We start from the raw sequence: 21,970 nt of genomic DNA, 5'->3' as shown, positions 1-21,970 counted from the left end.
TAGCTCCGCTACGAGGGCTTCCGCCCGGCACACCGAGAGCACGCACCGAACGCCGCTCCTTCTCCCACGGAGATCCATCAGACACCCCCTAGCCGCCCGTGTCCGCGGTGACGTGTTCCGCCGGATGATCGTGTCCGGCCGGGAGGAACTGCTCCCCGTGGAGACGGCCGAGGCCCGCGCCCAACTGGAGCTGCGCCACCGGCTCTCCGCGCTGGTGGCCGACGAGTACGCCGCCGCCGGTTGGACGGCGATCGTGCAGGACATCGTCCTCGGCGAGGATCTCGCCCGGTATGTCTCCCGGGTACGGACCCGCCCGCTGTACGTCGTCGTGCTCGCCCCCGACGCGGCGACCGTCCGGGTCCGGGAGGCCGACCGGCCCAAGACCGGCTACGGACCCTGGACGGTCGACGTCCTGGACCGCGCCCTGCGCGAGCGGACCCCGCGCCTGGGCCGCTGGCTGGACACGACGGGCCAGACGCCGCACGAGACGGTGGACGCCCTCCTCGGCGATCTGGAGTCGGCACGGGTGGACCCGGACCGGCACCCGAAGACCGTGGACGCCCTCCTCGGCGACCTGGAGTCCGCACGGGTGGACCCGGACCGGCATCCGCACCCGCCCTTCCATACCGCCGAGTAGGTTCCCCCGTACCGAGTCTTGACTCGTGACGCGCCAGTAGCGATCCTCGTGCCACACCTTGCGCCGGTCATGACAACCCCGCATCGGGGGAGGGCCACGCGCCCGCGCCGCCGGGCGCGTCGACCGTGCCGTCCCGCTGACCGAGGGATGTGACCCGTGCCCGTGGCCCGACGCCCCCACCCCGCCCGCCGCCGCAAGAAGCTGACGCTGGTGTCGCTGCTCGTCTTCGTGCTGGCGTTCGCGCTGGGCCCGACGCCCAGTTCGGCGGCCGGTGACGACTGGTGGAACCCGGTCGACCGGCCCGCCCCGGACTCCGCGATCAATGTCACCGGCGAGCCCTTCACCGGCACCACCGCGTCCGGCGAGGTCCGCGGCTTCGTGGACGCGCACAACCACCTGATGTCCAACGAGGCGTTCGGCGGCCGGCTGATCTGCGGCAAGACCTTCTCCACCGCCGGGGTCGCCGACGCCCTCAAGGACTGCCCCGAGCACTACCCCGACGGCTCCCTGGCGATCTTCGACTTCATCACCAAGGGCGGCGACGGCAAGCACGACCCGAACGGCTGGCCCACCTTCAAGGACTGGCCCGCCCACGACTCCCTCACCCACCAGCAGAACTACTACGCCTGGGTCGAACGCGCCTGGCGCGGCGGCCAGCGGATCATGGTCAACGACCTGGTCACCAACGGCATGATCTGCTCGGTCTACTTCTTCAAGGACCGCTCCTGCGACGAGATGACGTCGATCCGCCTCCAGGCGAAACTGACGTACGACCTCCAGGACTACATCGACGACATGTACGGCGGCCCCGGAAAGGGCTGGTTCCGGATCGTCACCGACAGCGCCCAGGCCCGCCAGGTGATCGAACAGGGCAAACTCGCCGTCATCCTGGGCGTCGAGACGTCCGAGCCGTTCGGCTGCAAGATGATCCTGGACGTCCCGCAGTGCAGCAGACAGGACATCGACAAGGGCCTTGACGAGCTGTACGGGCTCGGGGTGCGCAGCATGTTCCTGTGCCACAAGTTCGACAACGCGCTCTGCGGCGTCCGTTTCGACGAGGGCGCCCTCGGCACCGCCATCAACGTCGGCCAGTTCCTGTCCACCGGCACCTTCTGGCGCACCGAGAAGTGCACGGGCGCCCAGCACGACAACCCCATCGGGCTGACCGCCGCGCCCGGCGCCGAGGACGAACTCCCGGCAGGCGTCTCCGTCCCGTCGTACGACCAGAACGCCCAATGCAACGTCCGCGGGCTCACCGAACTCGGCGAGTACGCGGTACGCGGGATGATGGACCGCAAGATGATGCTGGAGATCGACCATATGAGCGTCAAGGCCACCGGCCGGGCCCTCGACATCTTCGAGTCCGCGTCCTACCCGGGCGTCCTGTCCTCGCACAGCTGGATGGACCTGAACTGGACCGAACGGGTCTACCGGCTCGGCGGATTCATCGCCCAGTACATGCACGGCTCCGAGGGCTTCACCGCCGAGGCGGAACGCACCGACGCCCTGCGCGAGCAGTACGGCGTCGGCTACGGCTACGGCACCGACATGAACGGCGTCGGCGGCTGGCCCGCCCCGCGCGGCGCCGCCGCCCCCAACCCCGTCCAGTACCCCTTCACCAGCGTCGACGGCGGCTCGGTCATCGACCGGCAGACCACCGGACAGCGCACCTGGGACCTCAACACCGACGGCGCCGCCCACTACGGGCTGGTCCCCGACTGGATCGAGGACATCCGGCGGACCGGCGGCCAGGCCGTGGTGGACGATCTGTTCCGGGGCGCCGAGAGCTATCTCGACACCTGGGGCGGTACCGAGTCCCACCGGTCCGGCGCCAACCTCGCCCGGGGCGCCGCGGCCACCGCCAGCTCCGCCGAGTGGAGCCTGTTCACCAGCTACGCCCCCGGCCGGGCCGTCGACGGCGACCCGGGGACCCGCTGGGCCAGCGACTGGAGCGACGACCAGTGGCTGCGCCTCGACCTCGGCGCCACCCACCGCGTCGGCCGTGTCACCCTCGACTGGGAACGCGCCTACGGCAGCGCCTACCGCGTCGAACTGTCCACCGACGGCCAGCACTGGACCACCGCCTGGTCCACCACGGCCGGTGACGGCGGGCTGGACACCGCCCGCTTCGACGCGGTGCCCGCCCGGTACGTCCGACTCCAGTTCCAGGACCGCGGCACCGAATGGGGCTACTCGCTGCGCGAGATGACGGTGCACAGCGGCACCCCCTAAGGCACGCTGCGGGACTCCCAGTCCAGCAGGTCGGCGAGCCCGTCCTCCCCGGGGCGGGTCTTGCCGGCCGGGCGGCCCGCGGCGTCCGACGGGGCGAACGTGCCCCGGGAGATGGCGCCACTGGTGGTGATGTTGTGCTCCACGCGCTCCCGGCGCAGCGCCTCGTACCGGCGCAGCGCCTGACCGGTGTCCGGCAGGTCGCGCAGCGCCTTCGCCAGCACCACCGCGTCCTCCAGCGCCATCGAGGCACCCTGTCCGGTCGCCGGGGACGCGGCGTGCGCGGCGTCCCCGAGGAGCAGCACCCGCCCCGCACACCACGGCAGACCGAGCGGCAGCTCCATCGCGTTGGTCACCATGAGACGCTCACCCGTCGCCGCCACGATGTCCGCCGCGCCGGGCGCGGCATCCGCCCGCAGCAGCGGTACGAGGAGATCCCGCCAGTCGTCGGCCGTGCCCTTGGCGATCTCCGCCGCGGACAGCGGCCCGTCGGACACCCGGGCGAACCAGAACGTCTCGCCCCGCGGTGAGGTGGCGCAGCCGAACGCCGTCGCCCCGCCCCGGACCATCGTGATGCAGTCGCTCGCGCCGAGCGGCGCCGCCCCGGTGGTGGAGCCGTAGAAGACCCGCTGACCCGCGTAGCCCGGCCGGGCGTCCGGCGCGACCGCCGCGCGCACCGCCGAGTGCAGCCCGTCCGCGCCCAGCAGCAGGTCACCCGTCGCCGTCGAACCGTCCGCGAAGTGCGCCGTGACCCCGTCCGGGCCCTCCTCGACCCGCACCAGCCGGGCCCCGTGCCGTACCGGAACGCCCCTTCGGACCGCCTCCGCAAGGAGTGCCGCGCCCAGGTCGGTGCGGCGCAGACAGCGGAAGTTCAGCGCGGGCACCGCCGCCTCGCCCATCGGGGCGTGCGCCAACTCCGTGCCCGACGCGTCCAGCAGCCGGATCGCGGTCAGCGGAAAGCCGATCGCGGTGACCGCGTCCGTCGCGTCGATCGCGGCCAGCGCCCGCATCCCGTTGCTGGCGAGGGTCAGGAACGCGCCCATGTCCCCGGCGCCGTCCGGACGCGCCTCGTACACCTCGGCCTCGAACCCCGCCCTGTGCAGCGCCAGCGCGGACGCCGTACCCGCCACTCCGCCGCCGACGACCAGTATTCGCGTCACTTTCGCCCTCCGCTCCACTCCTGAACGCCGTGCGGATGGTTTCACGCGCGCACCCTGGGCGCCGGGCGATACGCCGGGGGCGGCCCGAGGTCGACCGGAAATCTGCCCTCCTGCCGGGTGGCCGGGCGGCCCGCCGTGGGAAGACCCCACCGGAGAGACAAGAGAACAGAGCGGAGAGGGTCAGGTCGTCTTGAGGGTCGTGCTGCTGGGCACCGCCGCCACCGGTGGCTTCCCGCGGTGGAACTGCGCCTGCGCGCTGTGCGCCGCCGCCCGCGACGGAAAGCTCCCCGCCCGCACTCCCGAGTGCGCGGCCGTCACCGGCAATTCCAGGGACTGGTGGCTCCTGAACACCTCGCCCGATCTGCGCGCGCAGCTCGCCGGGGCCGGCGCGCTGTGGCCCGGCCGGGGACCAGGTCCCCTGAGAGGCGTCCTGCTCACCGACGGCGAACCCGACCATCTCGCCGGACTGGGCGTCCTGCGCGCGGCCCAGGGCCTGACCGTGTACGCCGCCCCGCCCGTCCTGGCCGGCCTCGCCCCCGCCCGCGCGGCTCTCGCCCGGTACGCGCCCTGGAACTGGCGGGACGGCACGCACAAGGAGGGATTCGTGCTCTCCGGGGGACTGGTGGTCACCGCCCACCCGGTACCCGCCGCGCCGCCCGCCTACCTCCCGGCCCCGGCGGGCGACGGCCACTGGGCCATGGCGTACCGGATCGAGGACCTCGCCACCGGGGGAGTACTGGTCTACGCCCCCCAACTGCGCTCCTGGACCCCCCTACTGGACGATCTGGTGGCCGACGCCGACGGCGCCGTACTGGACGCCGCGCACTGCCCCACCGGGCCCCCCGACCCCGCCGCCTGGCGCGGCCCCCGCCGTATCCTCACCCGCCTCGAGGACCCCGATCCGCTGCTCGACCCCGCCTCGACGGCCCGCGCCCGGCTGGCCGAGGCGGGCATCGAGATCCTCCCGGACGGCACGGAGTTCGTGCTGTGACGCCCGGTCAGCCGCAGGAGCCGGTCGGCTCCAGCTCCGCGAGGATCTCGGCGGCGTCCGTGTTGCCCTGACCCGCGAGGCGGCGCAGCTCGTCCAGGTCCTCCAGCTCCGTCGCGGTCTCCACGAGCTGGTCGATCGCGTCCGGGTGGCCCGCCGCCGCGAGTTCGCGCAGCGCGCCGAGGTCGGCGTGCTCGGCGGCCTGCTCGATCAACACGGCGATGGTGTCGGCGGATTCGGCGCCGGTGAGGGGCACACTCAGCGGCTCGGGGATGTCATGGTCGGTCATGGTGGGGTGGGTCATGGTGGAGTGGGTCCGCCTTTCGGTTCGGTGGGACATGGGCCGGGTCATCCGGACGAGCCCGGCGGCACCGGCAGCCGCCCCGCCGCGCGGAGCCCGTCCCGGTGCGTGTGCCATTCGTCCCGCAGCCGCGGCAGCCGGTCGGCCAGGAAATCGGCCAGCGCGATCAGCTCCTCCAGCGGCGCCCGGCGCTCCGCCGACGCGTCGGCCAGCAGCGCCAGACCCTCCCGGAACAGTGCCGCGTGCTCCCGGTGGAGCGTGGAGTCGAAGTTCTGCGGCTGGCGCGTCTCCGGGTCGAGGCCGACCCGGTCCACGCGCTCCCCGGCGGCCCGGGTCCGCCGCGCCACACCCTGGCTCTCCAGCAGCTTCACGGCACCGGTGACGGCACTGCGGCTGGCGAGCAGCGCCTCGCTCAGCTCGTCGATGGTCTGCTGCGGCGGATCACAGACGAGGAGATAACCGAGCAGCCGCCCGGCCATCGGCGGGAACCCGTACCGACGGGCGTAGAAGCGGCCGACGTGGTCGGCGAAGAGAAGATGCGAGTCCAGTGGCACGCGCCCACGATAGCACTGGCGACTGTGATGACACTTATTTCTGTCATCTCAATCGAGACGTTCTCGGAGCCAGGTGTCCGAGACCGGTCACGGCGACCCCGTGATCCCCTCGCCCAGGGTCCGCTCCAGCGCCGCCCGTTGCAGCGGCCGTACCTGGGCGTGCAGGTCACGGCCCTTGTCGGTCAGCGAGACCCAGACCCCGCGCCGGTCCTCCACGCACATGGAGCGGGCCACCAGGCCGTCCTTCTCCAGCCGCCCGATCAGCCGGGACAGCGCGCTCTGGCTCAGATGGACCCGGCCCGCGAGATTCTGCACCCGGCACTGGGCGCCCGGCTCGGGTGTCTCGGTCGCCAGGATGTCCAGCACCTCGAAATCGCTCGCGCCGAGCCCATGGGGATGCAGCACCCGGTCGATCTCGCACATCGTGCGCGCGTGCACCGCCAGGATGTCCCGCCAGCGCGCTTCCAGCCCCGTCGGCCCCGCCTCGATCGTGTGCGTTCCCATATGGGCACGGTAACACCGAAACCCTCGATCGTTGAGTGTGCAACTAGCGCTGTTCGTCCCGTCCGACGGCCCTCACCGCGGCGGGTCCTGGAGCAGACCGAGCACGTTCCCGTCGGCGTCCCGCGCGGCGGCGATCAACCGCCCGTTGCCCACGTCCCGCACGCCCTGCACCTCCTCGGCGCCCGCCGCGAGCAGCGCCGCGAACCGCTCCTCGATGTCGGTGACCTTCCAGTAGGGGACCGGCCCGGTCAGCCCCCGGTCATGACCGCTGGGGTCAAGACCCACGTCCTGCGTACCGCCCTTGAACGCCACGTAGTAGGGCTGGTCGATGTAGGGCTCGGTGCCGAGCACCGTACGGAACAGGGCCTTCGCCCGGTCGAGATCCTTGACGGGATAGATGATCGTCTCCGGCCCACTGGTGGGAGTGGTGGGGGCGGAGGGGTCGTTCTGCGGGGTCGCGCTGGTCATCGGGGGCTCCTCGGGGCCGGTGGTCCGCCGACGCGCCGTGCGGGCGCCGGTGCTTCCACGCTAGGACGACGACCCTGGCCCGGCTTCTCGAATCCTGACCGCTTCCTCCTGGCCCCTCACCCCGTACCGGTGCCGCCGCCGACCGGCTCCACCTGGCCGCCCCCTGAGCCAACGTGCCGATTCGTACCGGTCAAGGGTCGGCGAGTACCGGACGCGACGGTCTGCCGACCGCCAGAGTGGGAAAACGCCGTATGAACGGCCCGGACCCTGGAGGACGTGATGCTCAGGACTCCTGGCGGTGATCTGCGCCTGGTCATTCTGGAGTGGCTCAAGGACCCGCCGGCCCACTTCCCGCCGCAGCGCCGTATCGATCTGTCCGAGGACGGAGTCCCGGCGCGTGCCGTCGCCGCCAAGCTAGGGGTGCGCCGCGCGGAAGCGGACGCCCATCTCAAGCTCCTCGCCGACCTGGGAATGCTCCGCGCCAAGCGGGTACGCCGCCGGACCTGTTACCGGCGGGACGAATTCCGGATCGCCGAGGTGGCCAGGTTCTTCGAGAAGGGCTGGTAACGACCCCCAGCGGTCGGCGGGCGAAGGGCCGAGGGGCGAGTAAGAGGTCGTTGTGAACCGGGAGCGCTCTCTCACCGACCGACAGGGGAGGACCGGCCCGCCCCGGACGGCCCTCCGCCCTGCACAGCGGCGCCTCGCGGGCGTCAGGCGGCGCTGGCGGGCGTACACGCCGGGGCGTGGGTAAGCGGGGATTCTCGCCCGCGTGTAGTAGGAGTGATCCACCGCACGCGCGCCCCGCGCCCATGAAGCCGTACCGCACAAGAACTGGATCACATGAGCGCCATCAGCATCGGTCAGGCCGTCATCCTTGGAGCCGTCGAGGGGGTGACCGAGTTCCTGCCCGTCTCCTCGACCGGCCATCTGAAGATCGTGGAGGGGCTGATGGGCATCCCCGTGGACGACCACGCCGTGGTCGGCTTCTCCGCCGTCATCCAGGTCGGCGCCATCGCGGCCGTCCTCGTCTACTTCGCCAAGGACATCGCCCGTATCCTCCGGGCGTGGGCGCGCGGGATCGCCGACCCCGAGCAGCGCTACCGCCACGACTACAAGTTCGCCTGGTGGGTGATCTTCGCGACGATCCCGATCGTGCTGGTCGGGCTGGCGGCGAAGCCGCTGATCCAGGGGCCGCTGGCCTCGCTGTGGGTGGTCGCCGGGTCGCTGATCGCGGGCAGTGGGGTGATGTTCGCGGCGGACAAGCTGGGCCGCCACAAGCGCGGCGAGGACGACACCTCGTTCTCGGACGCGATGCTGGTCGGCGGCTCCCAGATCCTGGCCCTGCTCTTCCCCGGCTTCTCCCGCTCCGGCGCCACGATGTCGACGGCCCTACTGCTCGACCTGGACCGGGTCGCCGCCACCCGCCTCTCCTTCTTCCTCGGCATCCCCGCCCTGACCGGCGCCGGCATCTACGAACTGAAGGACGCCCTCGGCACCGGCGCGGGGGCCGCTCCGCTGATCGCCGGGACGGCGGTGTCGTTCGTCGTGGCGTACGGGTCGATCGCGTGGCTGCTGAGGTTCGTGTCCCGGCATTCCTTCAACGCGTTCGTGATCTACCGGATCGCGGTGGGCCTGCTGCTGTTCGGGTTGCTGGGGGCGGGGGTGTTGGAGGGGTGAGGGGGCGGCTCAGGGTGCGGAGGGCGGGCATGTCGTCGGTGAGCTGCTGGGTTTCCAGGGCGGCGGTACGACGGTCGCTGGTGAGGTTCTCGTAGTGGTCGCACAGGGCGTGGACGGCTCGGGCGAGGCGCTGCGCGTGGGCGAGCCGGACGGGGTAGGCGCCGGGTGGGTCGAGGCTGAGTCGGCGGCGGGCTTCGCGTACGCCGGCTGATGCGCAGGCGCGGGGTACGTCGTCGGCGGGGAGACGGGCGGTGAGGTGCTCGATCTCGGGGATGGTGAGCATGAGATGCCCGCGCAACTGAAGTACCAGCGTCTCCAACTCGCCCTCGTCCGGCAGGGGTGAGTCCTTGCCGAGGAGGTGCCGCACGGCTGCGCGCATGGTCTGGATGTCCAGCGAGGCGGTGGTCACGCTGTGGCCTCCGCACCGGCGCGGAGTGCGGTCTCGGTGTGCGTGCGGCAGGCACGCGGGAACCAATGACTGCCGTCGGCCCAGCGCTCACCGAGGTCGATCGCGGTCTCGGCGGTGAGTGGGTCCTCGGTGGGGTCCCAGACACAGACAGAGCCACGTTCCTGCGCGTCCGTCAGTGTGTTCAGGGGCGGCAACGGGAGCAGGTCCAGGACCTCGCGCGGGATCGTCGGGGTCGGGGTTGACATGGCTGCGCCTCCACGGTCGCGGGCTTCGGCTGGGGTCCGTGAGGGGGTGAACCCAGGAAGGCCCGAGAAGGCACTCCGCCTGAGTGGCGGGTGCTACCGAATTTCAGCGCCTGGACCAGTGCCCGGAACAGGTAATAGAGCCTCGGTCCGGAAAGCCGTGGCCCCGGTGAATTTTACTTTTGGGCTGCCATCCCGCTCGGCGCCAGCGGTACCTTGCGAAGGTGCCGAAAAATGGAGCGCTCGCAGCGGCCATGGCTGATCTGGGCCTCTCCCAAGCCGAATTGGCGCGCAGGCTCAACGACGAGTGCGCCGTGCTGACGGGGCGCCAGGGGTGCCTGACGGACCGGGATGTGAGGCGCTACCTCGAAGGTGGTACCGCCTGGCCACACGCGAGACAACGGCTCTGCCTTGAGCGGGTGTTCGGGCGCCCGGCCACCGAACTGGGATTCAGCCAGGTCAGCCGGGCGCGGGGCGCATCGGGCGCTGACGCTGTCGACTCTTGGCCGGCCGACGCGCGCTTACCCGCTCGGCTCGGCATGAGCGACGTACGCCGCCTCCACGGCGAGTATGTGCGCATCCTCCAGGACGACTGGAGGGTCGGAGGCGCGAGGCGGGTGGAGAACGATGCCGTCGAGCTTTCCATGCGCATCCAATCCACCCTTTCCTCGGGAACCGCGTCCACTCGGGTGCGTCAGTCGCTCTACTCCCTCGCTTCCGATGTCATCAGCACGGCCGCTTTCGCCGCCATCGACGCCAAGGTTCGAGCGCGTGCCCGCAGGCATCTGGACAGAGCGGTCACGCTAGCTGGGCTCTCCGGGGATTCCGAGACTCAATACCACGTCTGGAATCACCTGGCGATGGCAGCCGGACAACGGCGGGACCATGTCGAAGAGATGGCAGCCGCGGAGACGATGAAAGGGCTATGGGTGGCGCGCCGTGATCCGTTGTGCGCCTCTCTTGCCCACATGCGTCACGCGAAAGCGCTGGCCCGGAGCGATCGACGGACAGAGGCCCTTCGGTCCCTCGCTGCGGCCGAGAAGTCATTTCACAGGGCTGGAGATGACGGGCGGCCAGTCTGGATCAACTTCTACGATCAGAGCGAGCTGGCCGGACTCTCGGCCAGCATCTGGTTTTCTGTCGGCAACTTCGAGAGAGCTGAATGCCACTTCCATCAAGCGCTTTCAGGGATTCGCCCTGAACTCGTACGCAATCGGGCTCTCTACACGGCTCATCTCGCTCTCGCTCAAGCGAGCCAGGGAGAAATGGAGTTGGCGTGCGCTACAAGTCAAGGGGCCTATGACCTGCTCACCGCTGATTCGGGTTCGAAGCGCACCCTCGACATCCTCAGCAAGGCACGGACACTGGTGGCCGTAGCGGGGACCAGGGCCCCTGAGGTCATCTCATGGCTTGAAAGGTCACGGCAATGGAAGTGAAGAGCTACGGCCAGCAGGATGCCGCGAGTATCCGGACGATGCTCCTGGACATCCACGATGCGGCCTATGAAGGGTCGACGGATTCCTTTGACTCCCGGGACAGGTTCGCTGAATTCGTTGACGGGTGGAGCAGCAGAGACGGATGGGTATGCCTCATCGGATTCGACAAGGGGGAGCCGATCGGGTACTTGTACGGAGCCCCCTTCAGCCCAGGCGGTTGGTGGAGGGGGTCTGACCGGCCTGAGTCCCTGGGGGCCGAGGATCGCGCTTTCGCGCTTTCAGAGCTTATGATTCTGCCGCGCTGGCGAAAAACCGGTGTCTCTGCGGAACTTCATGAGGCTCTCCTGGCTGGTAGAGCGGAAGAGGCGGTGACGCTGTTTGTCGACGCCTCGCACCCCAAAGTCGTGGCGCTGTACGAGTCTTGGGGGTACGAGAGGGTTGACGAGTCCAAGCCGTACGAGGATGCGCCCCTGTTCGCCGTCATGCTGAAGATTCTCGGGCCGTGACACACGTGAAAGGGGACACCAGTGGGTGACCAGGATCTGGCGGACGTGGCCCACTTCCTGTGGGAGGCGGGCACACTGAAGACCGCTCGCCGTACAGGCTGGTGGATGGCGGGTGTCCGGGACCCGGAGAGCGTCGCCGAGCACGCGTGGCGGACGTCCGTGATCGCCTCGATCATCGCGACCCTGGAAGGCGCGGACGCCGCTCGTGCCGCGCATCTCGCGGTGTGGCACGACTCGCAGGAGACCCGTACGGGCGATGTGAATCACCTGGGCAAGAAGTACGCGGCTCCGGGAAACCCTGAGGCGGTGACCGCCGATCAGACAGCCGGTATGCCGGAGATCCTGCGCAGTGCGGTCCGCGCGGTCGTCGCCGAGTACGAGGCGCGCGAGACACCCGAAGCCATCTGCGCCCGCGACGCGGACAAGCTGGAATGCATGCTCCAGGGCCTGGAGTACAAGGCGCAGGGGTACGAGGCGGCTCAACGCTGGGTCGAGAACAGCCGGGCGCGGATCGTCACGAAGTCCGGCCAGCGACTGGCGGACCAGCTGCTGGCTCAGGCCCCGCTCGACTGGCTGCGCGCGGCGATGGGCGAGCGCGGCTTCAAGTGAGGGTGGGGCGGTCGGCGTCCCGTACGGTCGGTGAGGTGCGGAGCCGAATCCGCGAAGCGCTCTCCAGCTGAGGAGTCTCGTGACCACGATCGGCGTGACCGGGCACATGGACCTCACCGAAGGCAGCATCCACCTGGTACGGGAGGCGCTGCGCCAAGCTCTCAAGGCGCACGCCGACGACCTGACCGGCATCTCCTGCATCGCCAAGGGCGCCGACTCACTCTTCGCGGAGGTCGTGCTGGAACTGGGAGGCCGCCTGGTCGCCGTGATCCCCTCACAGGACTACCGGCAGACCAAGGTCAAGCCCGACCATGCCGAGACCTTCGACCGACTCACCGCCGCAGCGGGCGAAGTCATCGTGCTCCCCCACGCGACTGCGAACCGGAGCGCCTACGAGGACGCCAACCGGACGCTGCTCCAGCGGGCCGAGCGCCTGGTCGCCGTCTGGGACGGCACGCCTCCGACCGGCAAGGGCGGCGGCACCGCCGATACCGCCCTGGAAGCGCAGGCGGCCGGGCTGTTGGTGGACGTGGTCTGGCCCGAGGGCGCCGCGCGGGACCGTGCATCGTAGAGGGGTCCCGAAGTGTTGGCCCTGAGTACGGACCGGGGGAGTCCCCTTCCGCCCAGAGGTAGAAGGGGACTCGATCACTGCTGCTGAGGCGCACCGAACAGCCTGCTCGTGCCCTCCCGGGTATAGCCAGAGCTTGTACGGTGAGTGTCGAGTAATCAGACGTGCGGAAGCGTCCTCCCCGTGCAGCCGCCCCCGCGCGGTCATGCCGTCCCAGATTCCAGATTCCAGGGCCACCCCTCACCCCCCCCCGTAGGGGCAGCCCCACCGGAGGGTGGGCGTCCCTCCCGCCACGCCCCCTCAACGCCCCGCGCGCAGCGGCTCCCCCACGCTTCTCATGTGCCGCAGCGCCTCCCGGTGCGAGGCCAGCAGCCCCGTCTGGTGGTACGGGATGCCCAGTTCGGCGCAGTACTTCTCGGTGATGAGCTGCGCCTGGCCGAGGGCCGGGGTCGGCATGCTGGGGAAGAGATGGTGCTCGATCTGGTAGTTGAGCCCGCCCATGAACGCGTCGACCACCGCACCGCCCCGGACATTGCGCGAGGTCAGCACCTGACGGCGCAGGAAGTCCAGCCGGGTGCCCTCCTCGATCATCGGCATGCCCTTGTGGTTGGGTGCGAAGACCGACCCGAGGTAGATCCCGAACAGCCCCTGGTGCACCGCGATGAACGCGAGCGCCTGGAGCGGCGACAGCACCAGGAACAGGCCGCCGAAATAGATGAGGAAATGCGCGACCAGCAGTGTTCCTTCCAGCACCGGGCGTTTCATCGTCGGGCTGCGCAGCGCCTTGAAACTGTTGAAACTGAGATTGAGTCCTTCCAATGTCAGCAGTGGAAAGAAGAGGAACGCCTGATGTTTTCCGATGAACGCCGGAATTCCCCGTGCCCGGCGCGCCTGACCCTGTGACCAGACCAGAATGTCGGGGGAGACGTCCGGGTCCTTGCCCTCATGATTGGGATGCGCGTGATGCCGGGTGTGCTTGTTCATCCACCACCCGTAGCTCATGCCCAGCAGCAGATTCGCCACCAGCAGCCCGCCGATCTCGCTGGGCTGACGGCGGCTGAACACCTGCCGGTGGGCCAGGTCGTGCGCGGCCAGTCCGAGCTGCCCGAACACCCCGGCCATGGCCACCGCCACGATCAGCTGCGCCCAGCTCGCCCCCAGCGCCACGAACGCGGCCACCCCGCCGGCGAGCGCCAGCCCGACCAGTCCGAAACGGACCGTGTAATACAGCGGGCGGCGGCGCAGCAGACCCGCCTCGGTTATCCGGCGGGACAGCTCGGCGAAATCGCTGCCGGTCTGCCGGGATTCTCTCCCGGGCGGCTGGGAAGAACTGTCAGTTCGCCGTTCATTCTGCTGTTCATTGCGCCGTTCACGCGCGGGTGGATTTCCGCTGAGCACCATGGGATTGGCCATGTGCTCCAGTATCTGAACGCCGTTCCCCCGGCAGAATGGCGCCTGCCCCCCGAGTGGGGTGGTGGTAACCCCCCTGTCCGACGGGAGGGATACCCGGTGTACCCGGTGTACACCGGGGAGCGGATCTCCTTGACACACTCGCCGCCTCAACCGCACGATGCAAGGCGTGAACCTGTCAGACAGCCAGACAGGTGGACCCGGCGGCAGCCCCCGGCGCGTCAGCGCCCTGGAGTTCGTGCTCGGCCACCTCCGCGGCGCCATCGAACGCGGCGAGTACGCCATCGGGGACAAGCTCCCCTCCGAGGCGGAGCTGTGCCGCACCCTGGAGGTCTCCCGGCCGGTGCTGCGCGAGGCGCTGCGCGCCCTCCAGACTCTCGGGCTGACCGTGGCCAGGACCGGCAAGGGCACCTTCGTCGTCGCCCACCGCGTGGAGGACCCCACCTTCGGCGACTACGCGGCCAGCGATCTGCTGGAGGTCAGGCGGCACATCGAGATCCCGGTCGCCGGGTACGCGGCCGTCCGCCGCACCCCCGAGAACCTCGACCACCTGGCCCGCCTCCTGGACCGGATGGAACGCGAGACCGACACCCTCGCCTGGGTCGCCATGGACACCCTGTTCCACCTCGCCGTCGCCGAGGCCGCCCAGAACCCGGTCTTCCGCCGGGTCATCGAGGAGATCCGCGACGCCCTGGCCCGCCAGTCGGCGTTCCTCAACGAGCTGGCCGGCCGCCGCGAGCAGTCCGACCGTGAGCACCGTACGATCGTGGAGGCCCTGATCAGGGGCTCCGCGCCGGATGCGAGCGAGGCGATGGCGCACCATCTGGACCGGGTGCGCAGCAGCCTGACCGAGATCGTGGACGGCGGGACGACTGCCGACAGCGCCCCCGGCACCCCGCACTGAACCACCCCTCGCAGAATCCTTTCTGCGCACCCGATGCCCCCTACCTCATCACTCACACACCCCACACCCCACCCCCGAGACCCAGGCAGCCATGCATCCGCAGACACCCCCGACCCCACCCCCCGTCGACGCCCCCGCCATCCGCGAACCCCGGCACGCCCCCGTCGCCCACCTGATCCGCGACGGCGTCGTGGAGGGCATCCACTACGGCTCCGTCGTCGTCCTCGGCACCGATGGAGCCGTCGCGTTCCAGCTTGGTGACATCGAGGCCGCCTGCTACCCCCGCTCGGCCGTCAAGCCCGTCCAGGCCGTCGCCATGATCCGCGCCGGACTGCCCCTCGAAGGCCCGCTGCTCTCGCTCGCCGCCGCCAGCCACTCCGGCGAGGAACGCCACCTGACCGGTGCCCGCCGCGTCCTGGAACTGGCCGGACTCACCGAGGACGCCCTGCGCAACGTCCCCGACCTGCCGCTCGACCCCGCCGTCCGGGACACCTGGATACGCGAGGGCAGGCCGCCCTCCCGGCTCGCCCAGAACTGCTCCGGCAAACACGCCGCCATGCTCCACACCGCCCAGGTCAACGGCTGGACCCTCGACGACTACCTCGACCCCGCGCACCCCCTCCAACAGGCCGTCGCCGCCACCGTCGAGGACCTCACCGGCCAGCGCGTCGCCCAGGTCAGCGTGGACGGCTGCGGCGCCCCGCTGTTCGCCGTCTCCCTGCACGGCCTGGCCCGCGCCACCGCCCGGATCGTCACCGCCGCCCCCGGCACCCCTGAGTCCCGGATGGCCGACGCCCTGCGCGCGCACCCCGAGATGGCCTCCGGCGCCGGACGGGACGTGGCCGCGCTGATGCGGGCCGTGCCCGGACTGCTCGCCAAGGACGGCTACGAGGGCGTCCAGGTCGCGGCGCTCCCCGACGGCCGGACCGTCGCCGTGAAGATCTCCGACGGGGCGAGCCGCGCCCGGGGCCCGGTCACCGCCGCCGCCCTGGTCCGCGCCGGGGTCGACCCGGCCCTGCTCACCGCCTTCGCGGGCGCCCCGCTGCTCGGCGGCGGACGCCCGGTGGGCCACCTCCGCCCGGTGCCCGCCCTGGACTTCCCGACCTTCCCGGCCCCCGGAACCACCGACACCTGAGCGCCCGCCGCCCCGCCGGGGCACACTGGTGATCATGGCAGCAGCACCGTCGTCGCCCACCTATCAGCCGGTCCTGGAGCGCATCGCGGAGGAGATCGCCCACACCCCCGGCCGGGGCCGGCCCGCCGACTACATCCCGGCGCTCGCCGCCTGCGACCCCCGCCGCTTCGGCATGGCGGTCGCCGAACTCGACGGCACGGTCTACGGGGTGGGGGACTGGCGCGAGCCGTTCTCCACCCAGTCCGTCACCAAGGTGTTCACCCTCGCCCTCGACCTGGCCCGGGAGGGCGACGCCCTCTGGGAGCACGTGGGCCGCGAACCGTCCGGCAACCCCTTCAACTCCCTGGTCCAGCTGGAGTACGAGGACGGCATCCCGCGCAACCCGTTCATCAACGCGGGCGCGCTGGTCGTCACCGACCGCCTCCAGACCCGTACCGGGGACGCCTCCGGGGCGCTGCTGCGGTTTCTGCGCGCCGAGAGCGGCAACGCGGAGCTGGACTTCGACCCCGAGGTCGCCGCGTCCGAGGCGGACCACGGGGACCGCAACGCCGCCCTCGCCCATTTCATGCGGTCCTACGGCAACATCGACAACCCCGTGCCGCTGCTGCTGGAGCAGTACTTCCGGCAGTGCTCGGTCCGCGCGTCCTGCGCCGATCTGGCCGCCGCGACCGCGTTCCTGGCCCGGCACGGCATCCGCGCCGACGGCTCCCGGCTGCTCACCCGCAGCCAGGCCAAGCAGGTCAACGCGGTCATGCTGACCTGCGGCACCTACGACGCTGCGGGCGACTTCGCCTACCGGGTGGGCCTGCCCGGCAAGAGCGGAGTGGGCGGCGGCATCATCGCGGTGGTCCCCGGCCGCTGCTCCCTCTGCGTCTGGAGCCCCGGCCTCGACGAACGAGGCAACTCGGTAGCAGGAGTAACAGCCCTGGACCGCTTCACCACCCTGACGGGCCTGTCCATTTTTTAAGACATTTAAGAACGTCAATCTTCTAAGAACGTCAATGGCAACGCCCTAAAGGGGCGCTGGGGGTACCCCCTCTGGGGGAGGAACTGCGCGACCAGCCACACCCCACCCGCACCCGGCAGACAACCAGCACCACCCCCCACCCCTCCCGCGATCACAAACCCGTCACCCCTCACCCCCCACCCGTAAGCACCCTGGTCGCCCGTGGGAAACGTACCGTTGACATCCTGCGCGCGTGTTGGCCATGGCTTTCCCCGTCGATCTCCGCCGGTGCCAGGCGCTCGGTCTGGCCGGTACCGCCTTCCTCGCGGCGGGCGGTGAGACGGCCGGAGCCCTGCCCGTGCGTGAGCTGCTCGCGCCGTCCTCCCTGAACGCCGCGCTCGGTCTCGTCGGGGTGTACTTCGGTGTTGTCCTGCTGATAGCGGCCTGGGCGCTGCTGGGCCGTCTGGTGCGTGGGCCGCGCCCACCGGCGCCCCGCGCGCTGCTGCTGGTGCTCGCCGTGTGGGCGGCGCCCCTGCTGCTGGCGCCGCCGCTGTTCAGCCGGGACGTGTACAGCTATCTGGCCCAGGGCGCCATGGTCGACGCCCGGATGGACGTCTACGCGTACGGCCCGAGCGTGCTCGGCGGTCCGCTCGCCGACGAGGTGGCGCCCGTGTGGCAGCACACCGGTGCCCCTTACGGCCCGGTCTTCCTCGCCGTCGCCTCCGGGCTGTCTGGACTGACCCGGGGCGAACTGCCCGCCGGGCTGATGGGTATGCGGCTGATAGCGCTGCTCGGGGTCGCCCTGATGGCCGCCGCGCTGCCCCGGCTCGCCCGGCACAGCGGCGCCGACCCGTCCGCCGCGCTCTGGCTCGGCGCCCTGAACCCGCTGGTCCTGCTGCACCTGGTGGCCGGGGCGCACAACGACGCCCTGATGCTGGGGCTGATGGGCCTCGGTCTGGTCGCCGCGCTGGGGCGATGGCCGGTGCTCGGGGCGGTGCTGGTGACGCTGGCCGCCCTGGTGAAGGCACCGGCCGCGCTCGCGCTCGCCGCGATCGTCCTGCTCCAGATCCGGGCGGGACGGGGACCGGCGCGCGCGCTCGCCACCACCGTCGCCGCCGCCGGGGCCACCACGGTCGCCGCGACCGCCGTCGCCGGTACCGGCTATGGCTGGATCGGGGCCCTCAACACCCCCGTGTCCGCCAGCAACTGGGCTCTGACCAGCCTCCTCGGCCGGGCCAGCGCCTCCCTCCTGGAGCGGATGGGCAGCGATCTCGCGCCCCTCGCCGTCCCCGCCTGGCACGCCCTCGGCCTCGCTCTGACCGCCGTGGCGCTGCTGCTGATCTGGGTCCGGCTGCGTCCGCGCCCGGTGTACGCGCTCGGGCTGAGCCTCGCCGCCGTCGCCGCGTTCGGACCGGCCATCCGGCCCTGGTACGCGCTGTGGGGCCTGTTCCTGATCGCCGCCGCCGCGCCCAGTACGTCCGTGCGGCACCGGGTGGCCGCCGTCACCGCCGTACTGGCGCTGTCCGTGCTGCCCAGCGGGGCCCCGGCCGATATCGGGCAACTGGTGCTCGCGGTGTCGGGCGGGGTGCTCGCGGTGGTGGTGCTGTGGCAGGCCCACCAGTCCGCGCGGACGACGGTCGTGGGGCGGACGGCATGAGTGGCCAGGGAAAGGGGCTGCGCGGGCCGCGTACCGACCGGGGGCGACTGGTCCTCGTCCTCGCGCTGGTCACCGCGGTGACCGTGTTCACCGCGACCGTCCCGCTGCTGCGCGAATGGTTCGACCTGCGGGTCTACCACGGCACCGTGCACAGCTGGCTGCACGACGGCGGGAACATCTACGCCTACCGGGTCCCGGGCACGGGCTACGGCTTCACCTACCCGCCCTTCGCGGCCCTGCTGATGGCCCCGATGGCTCTCTTCCCGCTGTCCGTCGCCATCGCGCTCACCCTGCTGCTGAACCTGGCCGCGCTGCTGCTGGTGGTGCGGGTCCTGACCGGCCGCGCCTGGCGCCGCCACGGCTGGTACGGCTGTGCGCTCGCCGTCTGCGCCCTCGCCCTGTACGAGCCGCTGCGCGACACCGTCAGCTTCGGCCAGGTCAATGTGGTGCTGCTGGCGCTGGTACTGGCCGACCTGTGGCTGCTCGCCAACGGCCGTGGCCGCTGGGCGGGTGTCGGTATCGGTCTCGCCGCCGCGATCAAGCTCACCCCGGCGGTGTTCATCGGGCTGCTGCTGATCGCCCGGCGCTGGCGGGCCGCCGCCGTCGCCACCCTGGTGGCCGGTGCGGCGACCGGTCTCGCGGCCCTGGTGGTGCCCGGCGCGTCCCGCTTCTACTGGACCGACGCCCTGTGGGACACCACCCGCGTGGGCCGTCTCGACTATGTGTCCAACCAGTCCCTCCAGGGCCTGCTGGCCCGGCTGGGCGAGACCGGCCGCCCCGCCTGGGCCCTCGCTGTCGTCCTGGTGCTCGGCGTCTGGGGGTGGCGCGCGCACCGGGCGGTCGTCACGGGGGACTGGCGGGCCGCGTTCGCGCTGACCGGGCTGACGGCGTGTCTGATCAGCCCGATCACCTGGGTCCACCATCTGGTCTGGCTGCTGCCCGCCTTCGCCGTCCTGATCCGCGCCGGGCAGGGGAAGACCGCTGCCGCGCTGTACGCGCTGCTGTGCACCAGCGTGGTCTGGCTCTGGTTCGACGACGCCTCGGGCGTCGACGGCTTCCTCGGCAGCAACAGCTACACCTGGGTCACCCTCGGGCTGCTGCTGTGGCTGCCGGTCGGCCAAGCGGCCGGTCAGCCGGCCGGTCAGGCGGCCGGTCCGTCCCGCCGTACGCCCAGCCTGCGCAGCACCACCGTCACCGCGCCCGCGCCCAGACAGGCCGCGAAGGCGATGGCCACCGCCTCCGGCCAGCCCGGCCCGGTCTCCGGTACGGCGGCCACGGCCACCGGTGCCGGATCGGGACCGGACTGCGGGCGGGAGCGCAGCGCGTCCAGCGAACCGACCGGATTCACCCGCCCGGCCGCGTCGAAGCCCCAGTCCAGCAGCGACCGGGCCTCCTCGTAGACCGCCGAGGAGTTGCCGTCCTGCGGGTTCATCACCGTGACGACCAGGGTGCGGCCGTCCTGCTCGGCGGCGGTGACCAGGGTGTACCCGGCGTTGCTGGTGTAGCCGTTCTTGATGCCGAGCAGCCCCCGGTACGGCTCCACCCCGTCGTCACCGGTCAGCAGCCGGTTGGTGTTGCGGATCGGGAACGTCCAGCCGCCGCCCCCGGGGAACTTCGCGTCGACGGTCCGGCAGTACCCGGCGAAGTCCGCGTTGCGCAGCCCCTCCCGCCCGAACACCGCCAGGTCGTACGCGGAGGACACCTGGCCCTCCGTGTCGTAGCCGTCGGGCGACTCCACATGGGTGTCCCGGGCGCCGAGCGAGCGTGCCTTCTCCTGCATCCGCCGGGCGGTCGGCCCCCAGCCCCCGTTCAGCCGGGCCAGCACCCGTACGGCGTCGTTGCCCGAGCTGAGGAACACCCCGCGCCACAGGTCCGAGAGCTGGTAGGTGACGCCCTCCTGGACGCCGACCAGGCTGCTGCCCGGCCCCATGTCGAGGAGTTCGTCGTCGGCCACCTCGTGCTCGATGCCGCTGGGCAGCACCGGCAGCACGGTGAGGGCGAACAGGGTCTTGAGGGTGCTGGCCGGGGGCAGTCTGCGGTGCGCCTCGTGGGCGGCGAGCACCTCGCCGGTGCGGGCGTCGGCCACCAGCCACGACAGTGCGGAGACGTCCGGGACCCGGGGTGCCCCGGCATGAGGGCGGACCTGCGTGCCGGAGCGGTACAGCAGGGACGGATGCGGGGTCAGGGCGCTCTGTCCGGGGGCGAGGGGGTCCGCGCCCAGGGCGGCGTGCGCGGGCGCGAGCGTGAGGACGCCCGCGACGCAGAGCGCGCAGGACACGGAGGCCGTCCGGGAGGAGAATCCGATCGTCATACGATCAACGTAGGAACCTGGGCGGCGAGCACCGCGCTGCAAGGTCCGAACGGGCCACGCGAGCACCCGGTTGCCGCACGTCGGCGGCGTGTCGGGGTGACAGGGGGTCAGACGGCCCCGAGGCGCCCCGCCCGGCCCCCGGTCACCCGGTGGTGGTCGGCAGGGTCGGCTGGACGCGCCGCAGGAAGGCCGCGTTGTCCGGGGTCTCGCGCAGGCGCTCCAGGAGGGTCTCCAGGGCGGCTTCGGCGTCGCGGTTCTGGAGGACCCGGCGCAGTCCGTGTGTCGCGGTCAGCTCGGCGGGGGAGAGGAGGAGTTCCTCGCGCCGGGTGCCGGAGCGGGTGATGTCGACGGCCGGGAAGACCCGGCGGGCCGCCAGTTCCCGCTGGAGCCGCAGCTCCATGTTGCCGGTGCTCTTCAGCTCCTCGAAGAAGAAGTCGTCCGCGCGGGAGCCGGTCTCGACCAGCGCGGTGGCCAGGATGGTCAGCGAGCCGCCCTCCTCGGCCAGCCGGGCGGCGCCGAACACCTGCTTCGGGCCGTGCAGCGCGCCCGCGTCGACGCCACCGCTCAGTGTGCGTCCGCCGGACGCCGCCGCGTTGTTGTGGGCCCGGCACAGCCGGGTCAGCGAGTCGAGCAGGATCACCACGTCCTCACCCGCCTCGACGAGCCGCTTGGCCCGTTCGACGACGAGTTCGGCGAGCGCGATGTGCTGCTTGGGTGTCCGGTCGAACGTCGAGGCGTACACCTCGCCGCGCACCGAGCGCCGCATGTCGGTGACTTCCTCGGGGCGCTCGTCGAGCAGCACCACCATCAGACGGCACTCGGGGTGGTTGCCCGCGACGGCCGCCGCGAGCTGCTGGAGCAGTACGGTCTTGCCGGTCTTGGGCGGGGCCACGATCAGCCCGCGCTGGCCCTTGCCGACGGGCGCGATCAGATCGGTGACCCGGCCGGTGAGCTGGGCCGCCGGGTGTTCGAGCCGCAGCCGCTGCCGCGGGTGCAGCGGGGTCAGATCACGGAAGTGACGGCGTCGGCGCTGGTCGCCGGGGGTCTGCCCGTTGACGAGCGTGACGTCGGTGAGGCCGCCGCGGTCACCGCGCGGGCCCTCCACCAGATCGCCCTTGCGCAGTCCATGACGGCGGATCAGGGCGGGGGAGACGGCGGGGTCGGCGGAGCCGGGCAGCAGGGTCTCGGCACGCAGCCGCCCCTTCCCGTCGCCGTCGATGTCGAGGACGCCGACGGCGATCCGGGGCGCGGTGGCGGTCTGCTGCCGTACGGGGGGTTGTTCGAGTGTGGTGGTCATGGGGTGGGGTCCTTTCGAGGAC

22 protein-coding genes and 2 pseudogenes are annotated in these 21,970 nt (G+C 71.4%); 14 read left to right on the top strand and 10 right to left on the bottom strand.

Translation table 11 applies throughout. The features are described from left to right. Nucleotides 1-100: 100 nt before the first annotated feature. Both AB0D49_RS36290 and AB0D49_RS36285 read left to right on the top strand, forming a co-directional pair. Nucleotides 101-505: pseudogene (locus AB0D49_RS36290) on the top strand (phosphotransferase); the annotation flags it as partial. Between the two features lie 294 nt (nt 506-799). Further along, a complete protein-coding gene (locus AB0D49_RS36285) occupies nt 800-2,869 on the top strand; it encodes a discoidin domain-containing protein (RefSeq protein WP_362766582.1) in 2,070 nt (689 codons plus the stop codon). Here AB0D49_RS36285 and AB0D49_RS36280 read toward each other — a convergent pair. Further along, nucleotides 2,866-4,026, bottom strand: coding sequence for an FAD-dependent monooxygenase (locus tag AB0D49_RS36280; RefSeq protein ID WP_362766559.1), 1,161 nt, complete (start codon nt 4,024-4,026; stop codon nt 2,866-2,868). The two genes, AB0D49_RS36285 and AB0D49_RS36280, sit on opposite strands and share 4 nt — an antisense overlap. Before the next feature lie 199 nt (nt 4,027-4,225). Between AB0D49_RS36280 and AB0D49_RS36275 the strand changes: the two genes are divergently transcribed. Then, nucleotides 4,226-5,017 (top strand): MBL fold metallo-hydrolase, encoded by a 792-nt coding sequence (locus AB0D49_RS36275; protein WP_362766579.1) that lies wholly within the window; start codon nt 4,226-4,228, stop codon nt 5,015-5,017. Nucleotides 5,018-5,024: 7 nt separating this feature from the next. Here AB0D49_RS36275 and AB0D49_RS36270 read toward each other — a convergent pair whose 3' ends face one another. From AB0D49_RS36270 to AB0D49_RS36255, 4 genes are all read right to left on the bottom strand, one after another. Next, complete coding sequence (locus tag AB0D49_RS36270; protein WP_362766556.1) at nt 5,025-5,318, bottom strand: hypothetical protein; 294 nt, start codon at nt 5,316-5,318, stop codon at nt 5,025-5,027. 44 nt (nt 5,319-5,362) lie between these two features. After that, nucleotides 5,363-5,869 carry a MarR family transcriptional regulator gene (locus AB0D49_RS36265; RefSeq protein WP_362766553.1) on the bottom strand — a complete coding sequence of 169 codons (507 nt, stop codon included), beginning with the start codon at nt 5,867-5,869 and terminating at the stop codon, nt 5,363-5,365. A gap of 87 nt (nt 5,870-5,956) precedes the next feature. Continuing rightward, nucleotides 5,957-6,373, bottom strand: coding sequence for a MarR family transcriptional regulator (locus tag AB0D49_RS36260; protein WP_362766550.1), 417 nt, complete (start codon nt 6,371-6,373; stop codon nt 5,957-5,959). Between the two features lie 72 nt (nt 6,374-6,445). After that, complete coding sequence (locus AB0D49_RS36255) at nt 6,446-6,841, bottom strand: VOC family protein (protein ID WP_362766547.1); 396 nt, start codon at nt 6,839-6,841, stop codon at nt 6,446-6,448. 279 nt (nt 6,842-7,120) lie between these two features. Between AB0D49_RS36255 and AB0D49_RS36250 the strand changes: the two genes are divergently transcribed. Further along, nucleotides 7,121-7,408, top strand: coding sequence for an ArsR family transcriptional regulator (locus AB0D49_RS36250; protein WP_362766544.1), 288 nt, complete (start codon nt 7,121-7,123; stop codon nt 7,406-7,408). 273 nt (nt 7,409-7,681) lie between these two features. Next, complete coding sequence (locus AB0D49_RS36245) at nt 7,682-8,518, top strand: undecaprenyl-diphosphate phosphatase (protein WP_362766541.1); 837 nt, start codon at nt 7,682-7,684, stop codon at nt 8,516-8,518. On the opposite strand, the gene AB0D49_RS36240 is transcribed toward AB0D49_RS36245, so the two are convergent. Both AB0D49_RS36240 and AB0D49_RS36235 read right to left on the bottom strand, forming a co-directional pair. Next, a complete protein-coding gene (locus AB0D49_RS36240) occupies nt 8,439-8,927 on the bottom strand; it encodes a DUF6415 family natural product biosynthesis protein (protein ID WP_362766538.1) in 489 nt (162 codons plus the stop codon). The two genes, AB0D49_RS36245 and AB0D49_RS36240, sit on opposite strands and share 80 nt — an antisense overlap. Then, on the bottom strand, nt 8,924-9,172 hold the full coding sequence (locus AB0D49_RS36235) for a hypothetical protein (RefSeq protein ID WP_362766535.1): 249 nt from the start codon (nt 9,170-9,172) through the stop codon (nt 8,924-8,926). Before AB0D49_RS36235 ends, AB0D49_RS36240 begins: the two co-directional genes overlap by 4 nt. A gap of 251 nt (nt 9,173-9,423) precedes the next feature. Between AB0D49_RS36235 and AB0D49_RS36230 the strand changes: the two genes are divergently transcribed. The 4 genes from AB0D49_RS36230 to AB0D49_RS36215 all read left to right on the top strand — a co-directional run bounded on the left by AB0D49_RS36230 (nt 9,424) and on the right by AB0D49_RS36215 (nt 12,291). Then, a complete protein-coding gene (locus AB0D49_RS36230) occupies nt 9,424-10,605 on the top strand; it encodes an XRE family transcriptional regulator (RefSeq protein ID WP_362766532.1) in 1,182 nt (393 codons plus the stop codon). Beyond that, on the top strand, nt 10,596-11,111 hold the full coding sequence (locus AB0D49_RS36225) for a GNAT family N-acetyltransferase (RefSeq protein ID WP_362766529.1): 516 nt from the start codon (nt 10,596-10,598) through the stop codon (nt 11,109-11,111). Before AB0D49_RS36230 ends, AB0D49_RS36225 begins: the two co-directional genes overlap by 10 nt. Before the next feature lie 21 nt (nt 11,112-11,132). Then, nucleotides 11,133-11,720, top strand: coding sequence for an HD domain-containing protein (locus AB0D49_RS36220; RefSeq protein WP_362766526.1), 588 nt, complete (start codon nt 11,133-11,135; stop codon nt 11,718-11,720). A gap of 79 nt (nt 11,721-11,799) precedes the next feature. After that, nucleotides 11,800-12,291, top strand: a complete 492-nt coding sequence (locus AB0D49_RS36215) for a hypothetical protein (protein WP_362766523.1) — start codon at nt 11,800-11,802, stop codon at nt 12,289-12,291. A 297-nt stretch (nt 12,292-12,588) separates the two neighbouring features. On the opposite strand, the gene AB0D49_RS36210 is transcribed toward AB0D49_RS36215, so the two are convergent. Continuing rightward, nucleotides 12,589-13,689: an acyl-CoA desaturase gene (locus AB0D49_RS36210; protein ID WP_362766520.1), complete on the bottom strand. Its 1,101-nt coding sequence runs from the start codon at nt 13,687-13,689 to the stop codon at nt 12,589-12,591. Nucleotides 13,690-13,927: 238 nt separating this feature from the next. On the opposite strand from AB0D49_RS36210, the gene AB0D49_RS36205 reads away from it, so the two are divergent. From AB0D49_RS36205 to AB0D49_RS36185, 5 genes are all read left to right on the top strand, one after another. Beyond that, entirely contained in the window at nt 13,928-14,602 is a 675-nt protein-coding gene (locus AB0D49_RS36205) for a FadR/GntR family transcriptional regulator (RefSeq protein ID WP_362766576.1), read from the top strand. Between the two features lie 91 nt (nt 14,603-14,693). After that, on the top strand, nt 14,694-15,737 hold the full coding sequence (locus AB0D49_RS36200; RefSeq protein WP_362766517.1) for an asparaginase: 1,044 nt from the start codon (nt 14,694-14,696) through the stop codon (nt 15,735-15,737). A 34-nt stretch (nt 15,738-15,771) separates the two neighbouring features. Further along, entirely contained in the window at nt 15,772-16,704 is a 933-nt protein-coding gene (locus tag AB0D49_RS36195) for a glutaminase (RefSeq protein ID WP_362766514.1), read from the top strand. Between the two features lie 241 nt (nt 16,705-16,945). Beyond that, a complete protein-coding gene (mptB, locus tag AB0D49_RS36190; protein ID WP_362766573.1) occupies nt 16,946-18,340 on the top strand; it encodes a polyprenol phosphomannose-dependent alpha 1,6 mannosyltransferase MptB in 1,395 nt (464 codons plus the stop codon). Nucleotides 18,341-18,357: 17 nt separating this feature from the next. Next, nucleotides 18,358-19,740 (top strand): glycosyltransferase 87 family protein, encoded by a 1,383-nt coding sequence (locus AB0D49_RS36185; protein ID WP_362766570.1) that lies wholly within the window; start codon nt 18,358-18,360, stop codon nt 19,738-19,740. Between the two features lie 35 nt (nt 19,741-19,775). Here the strand turns inward: AB0D49_RS36185 and AB0D49_RS36180 are convergent. Both AB0D49_RS36180 and rho read right to left on the bottom strand, forming a co-directional pair. After that, nucleotides 19,776-20,651, bottom strand: a pseudogene (locus AB0D49_RS36180) (serine hydrolase); the annotation flags it as partial. Nucleotides 20,652-20,793: 142 nt separating this feature from the next. Then, nucleotides 20,794-21,948: a transcription termination factor Rho gene (gene rho, locus AB0D49_RS36175; protein WP_362766510.1), complete on the bottom strand. Its 1,155-nt coding sequence runs from the start codon at nt 21,946-21,948 to the stop codon at nt 20,794-20,796. Between the last annotated feature and the right edge of the window lie 22 nt (nt 21,949-21,970).

The sequence above is a fragment of the Streptomyces sp. NPDC048290 genome (genome assembly GCF_040652095.1).
Classification (GTDB): Bacteria; Actinomycetota; Actinomycetes; order Streptomycetales; family Streptomycetaceae; genus Streptomyces.
Note: the sequence above shows the minus strand (reverse complement) of the source record. Positions and strands in the feature narration are given on the sequence as shown.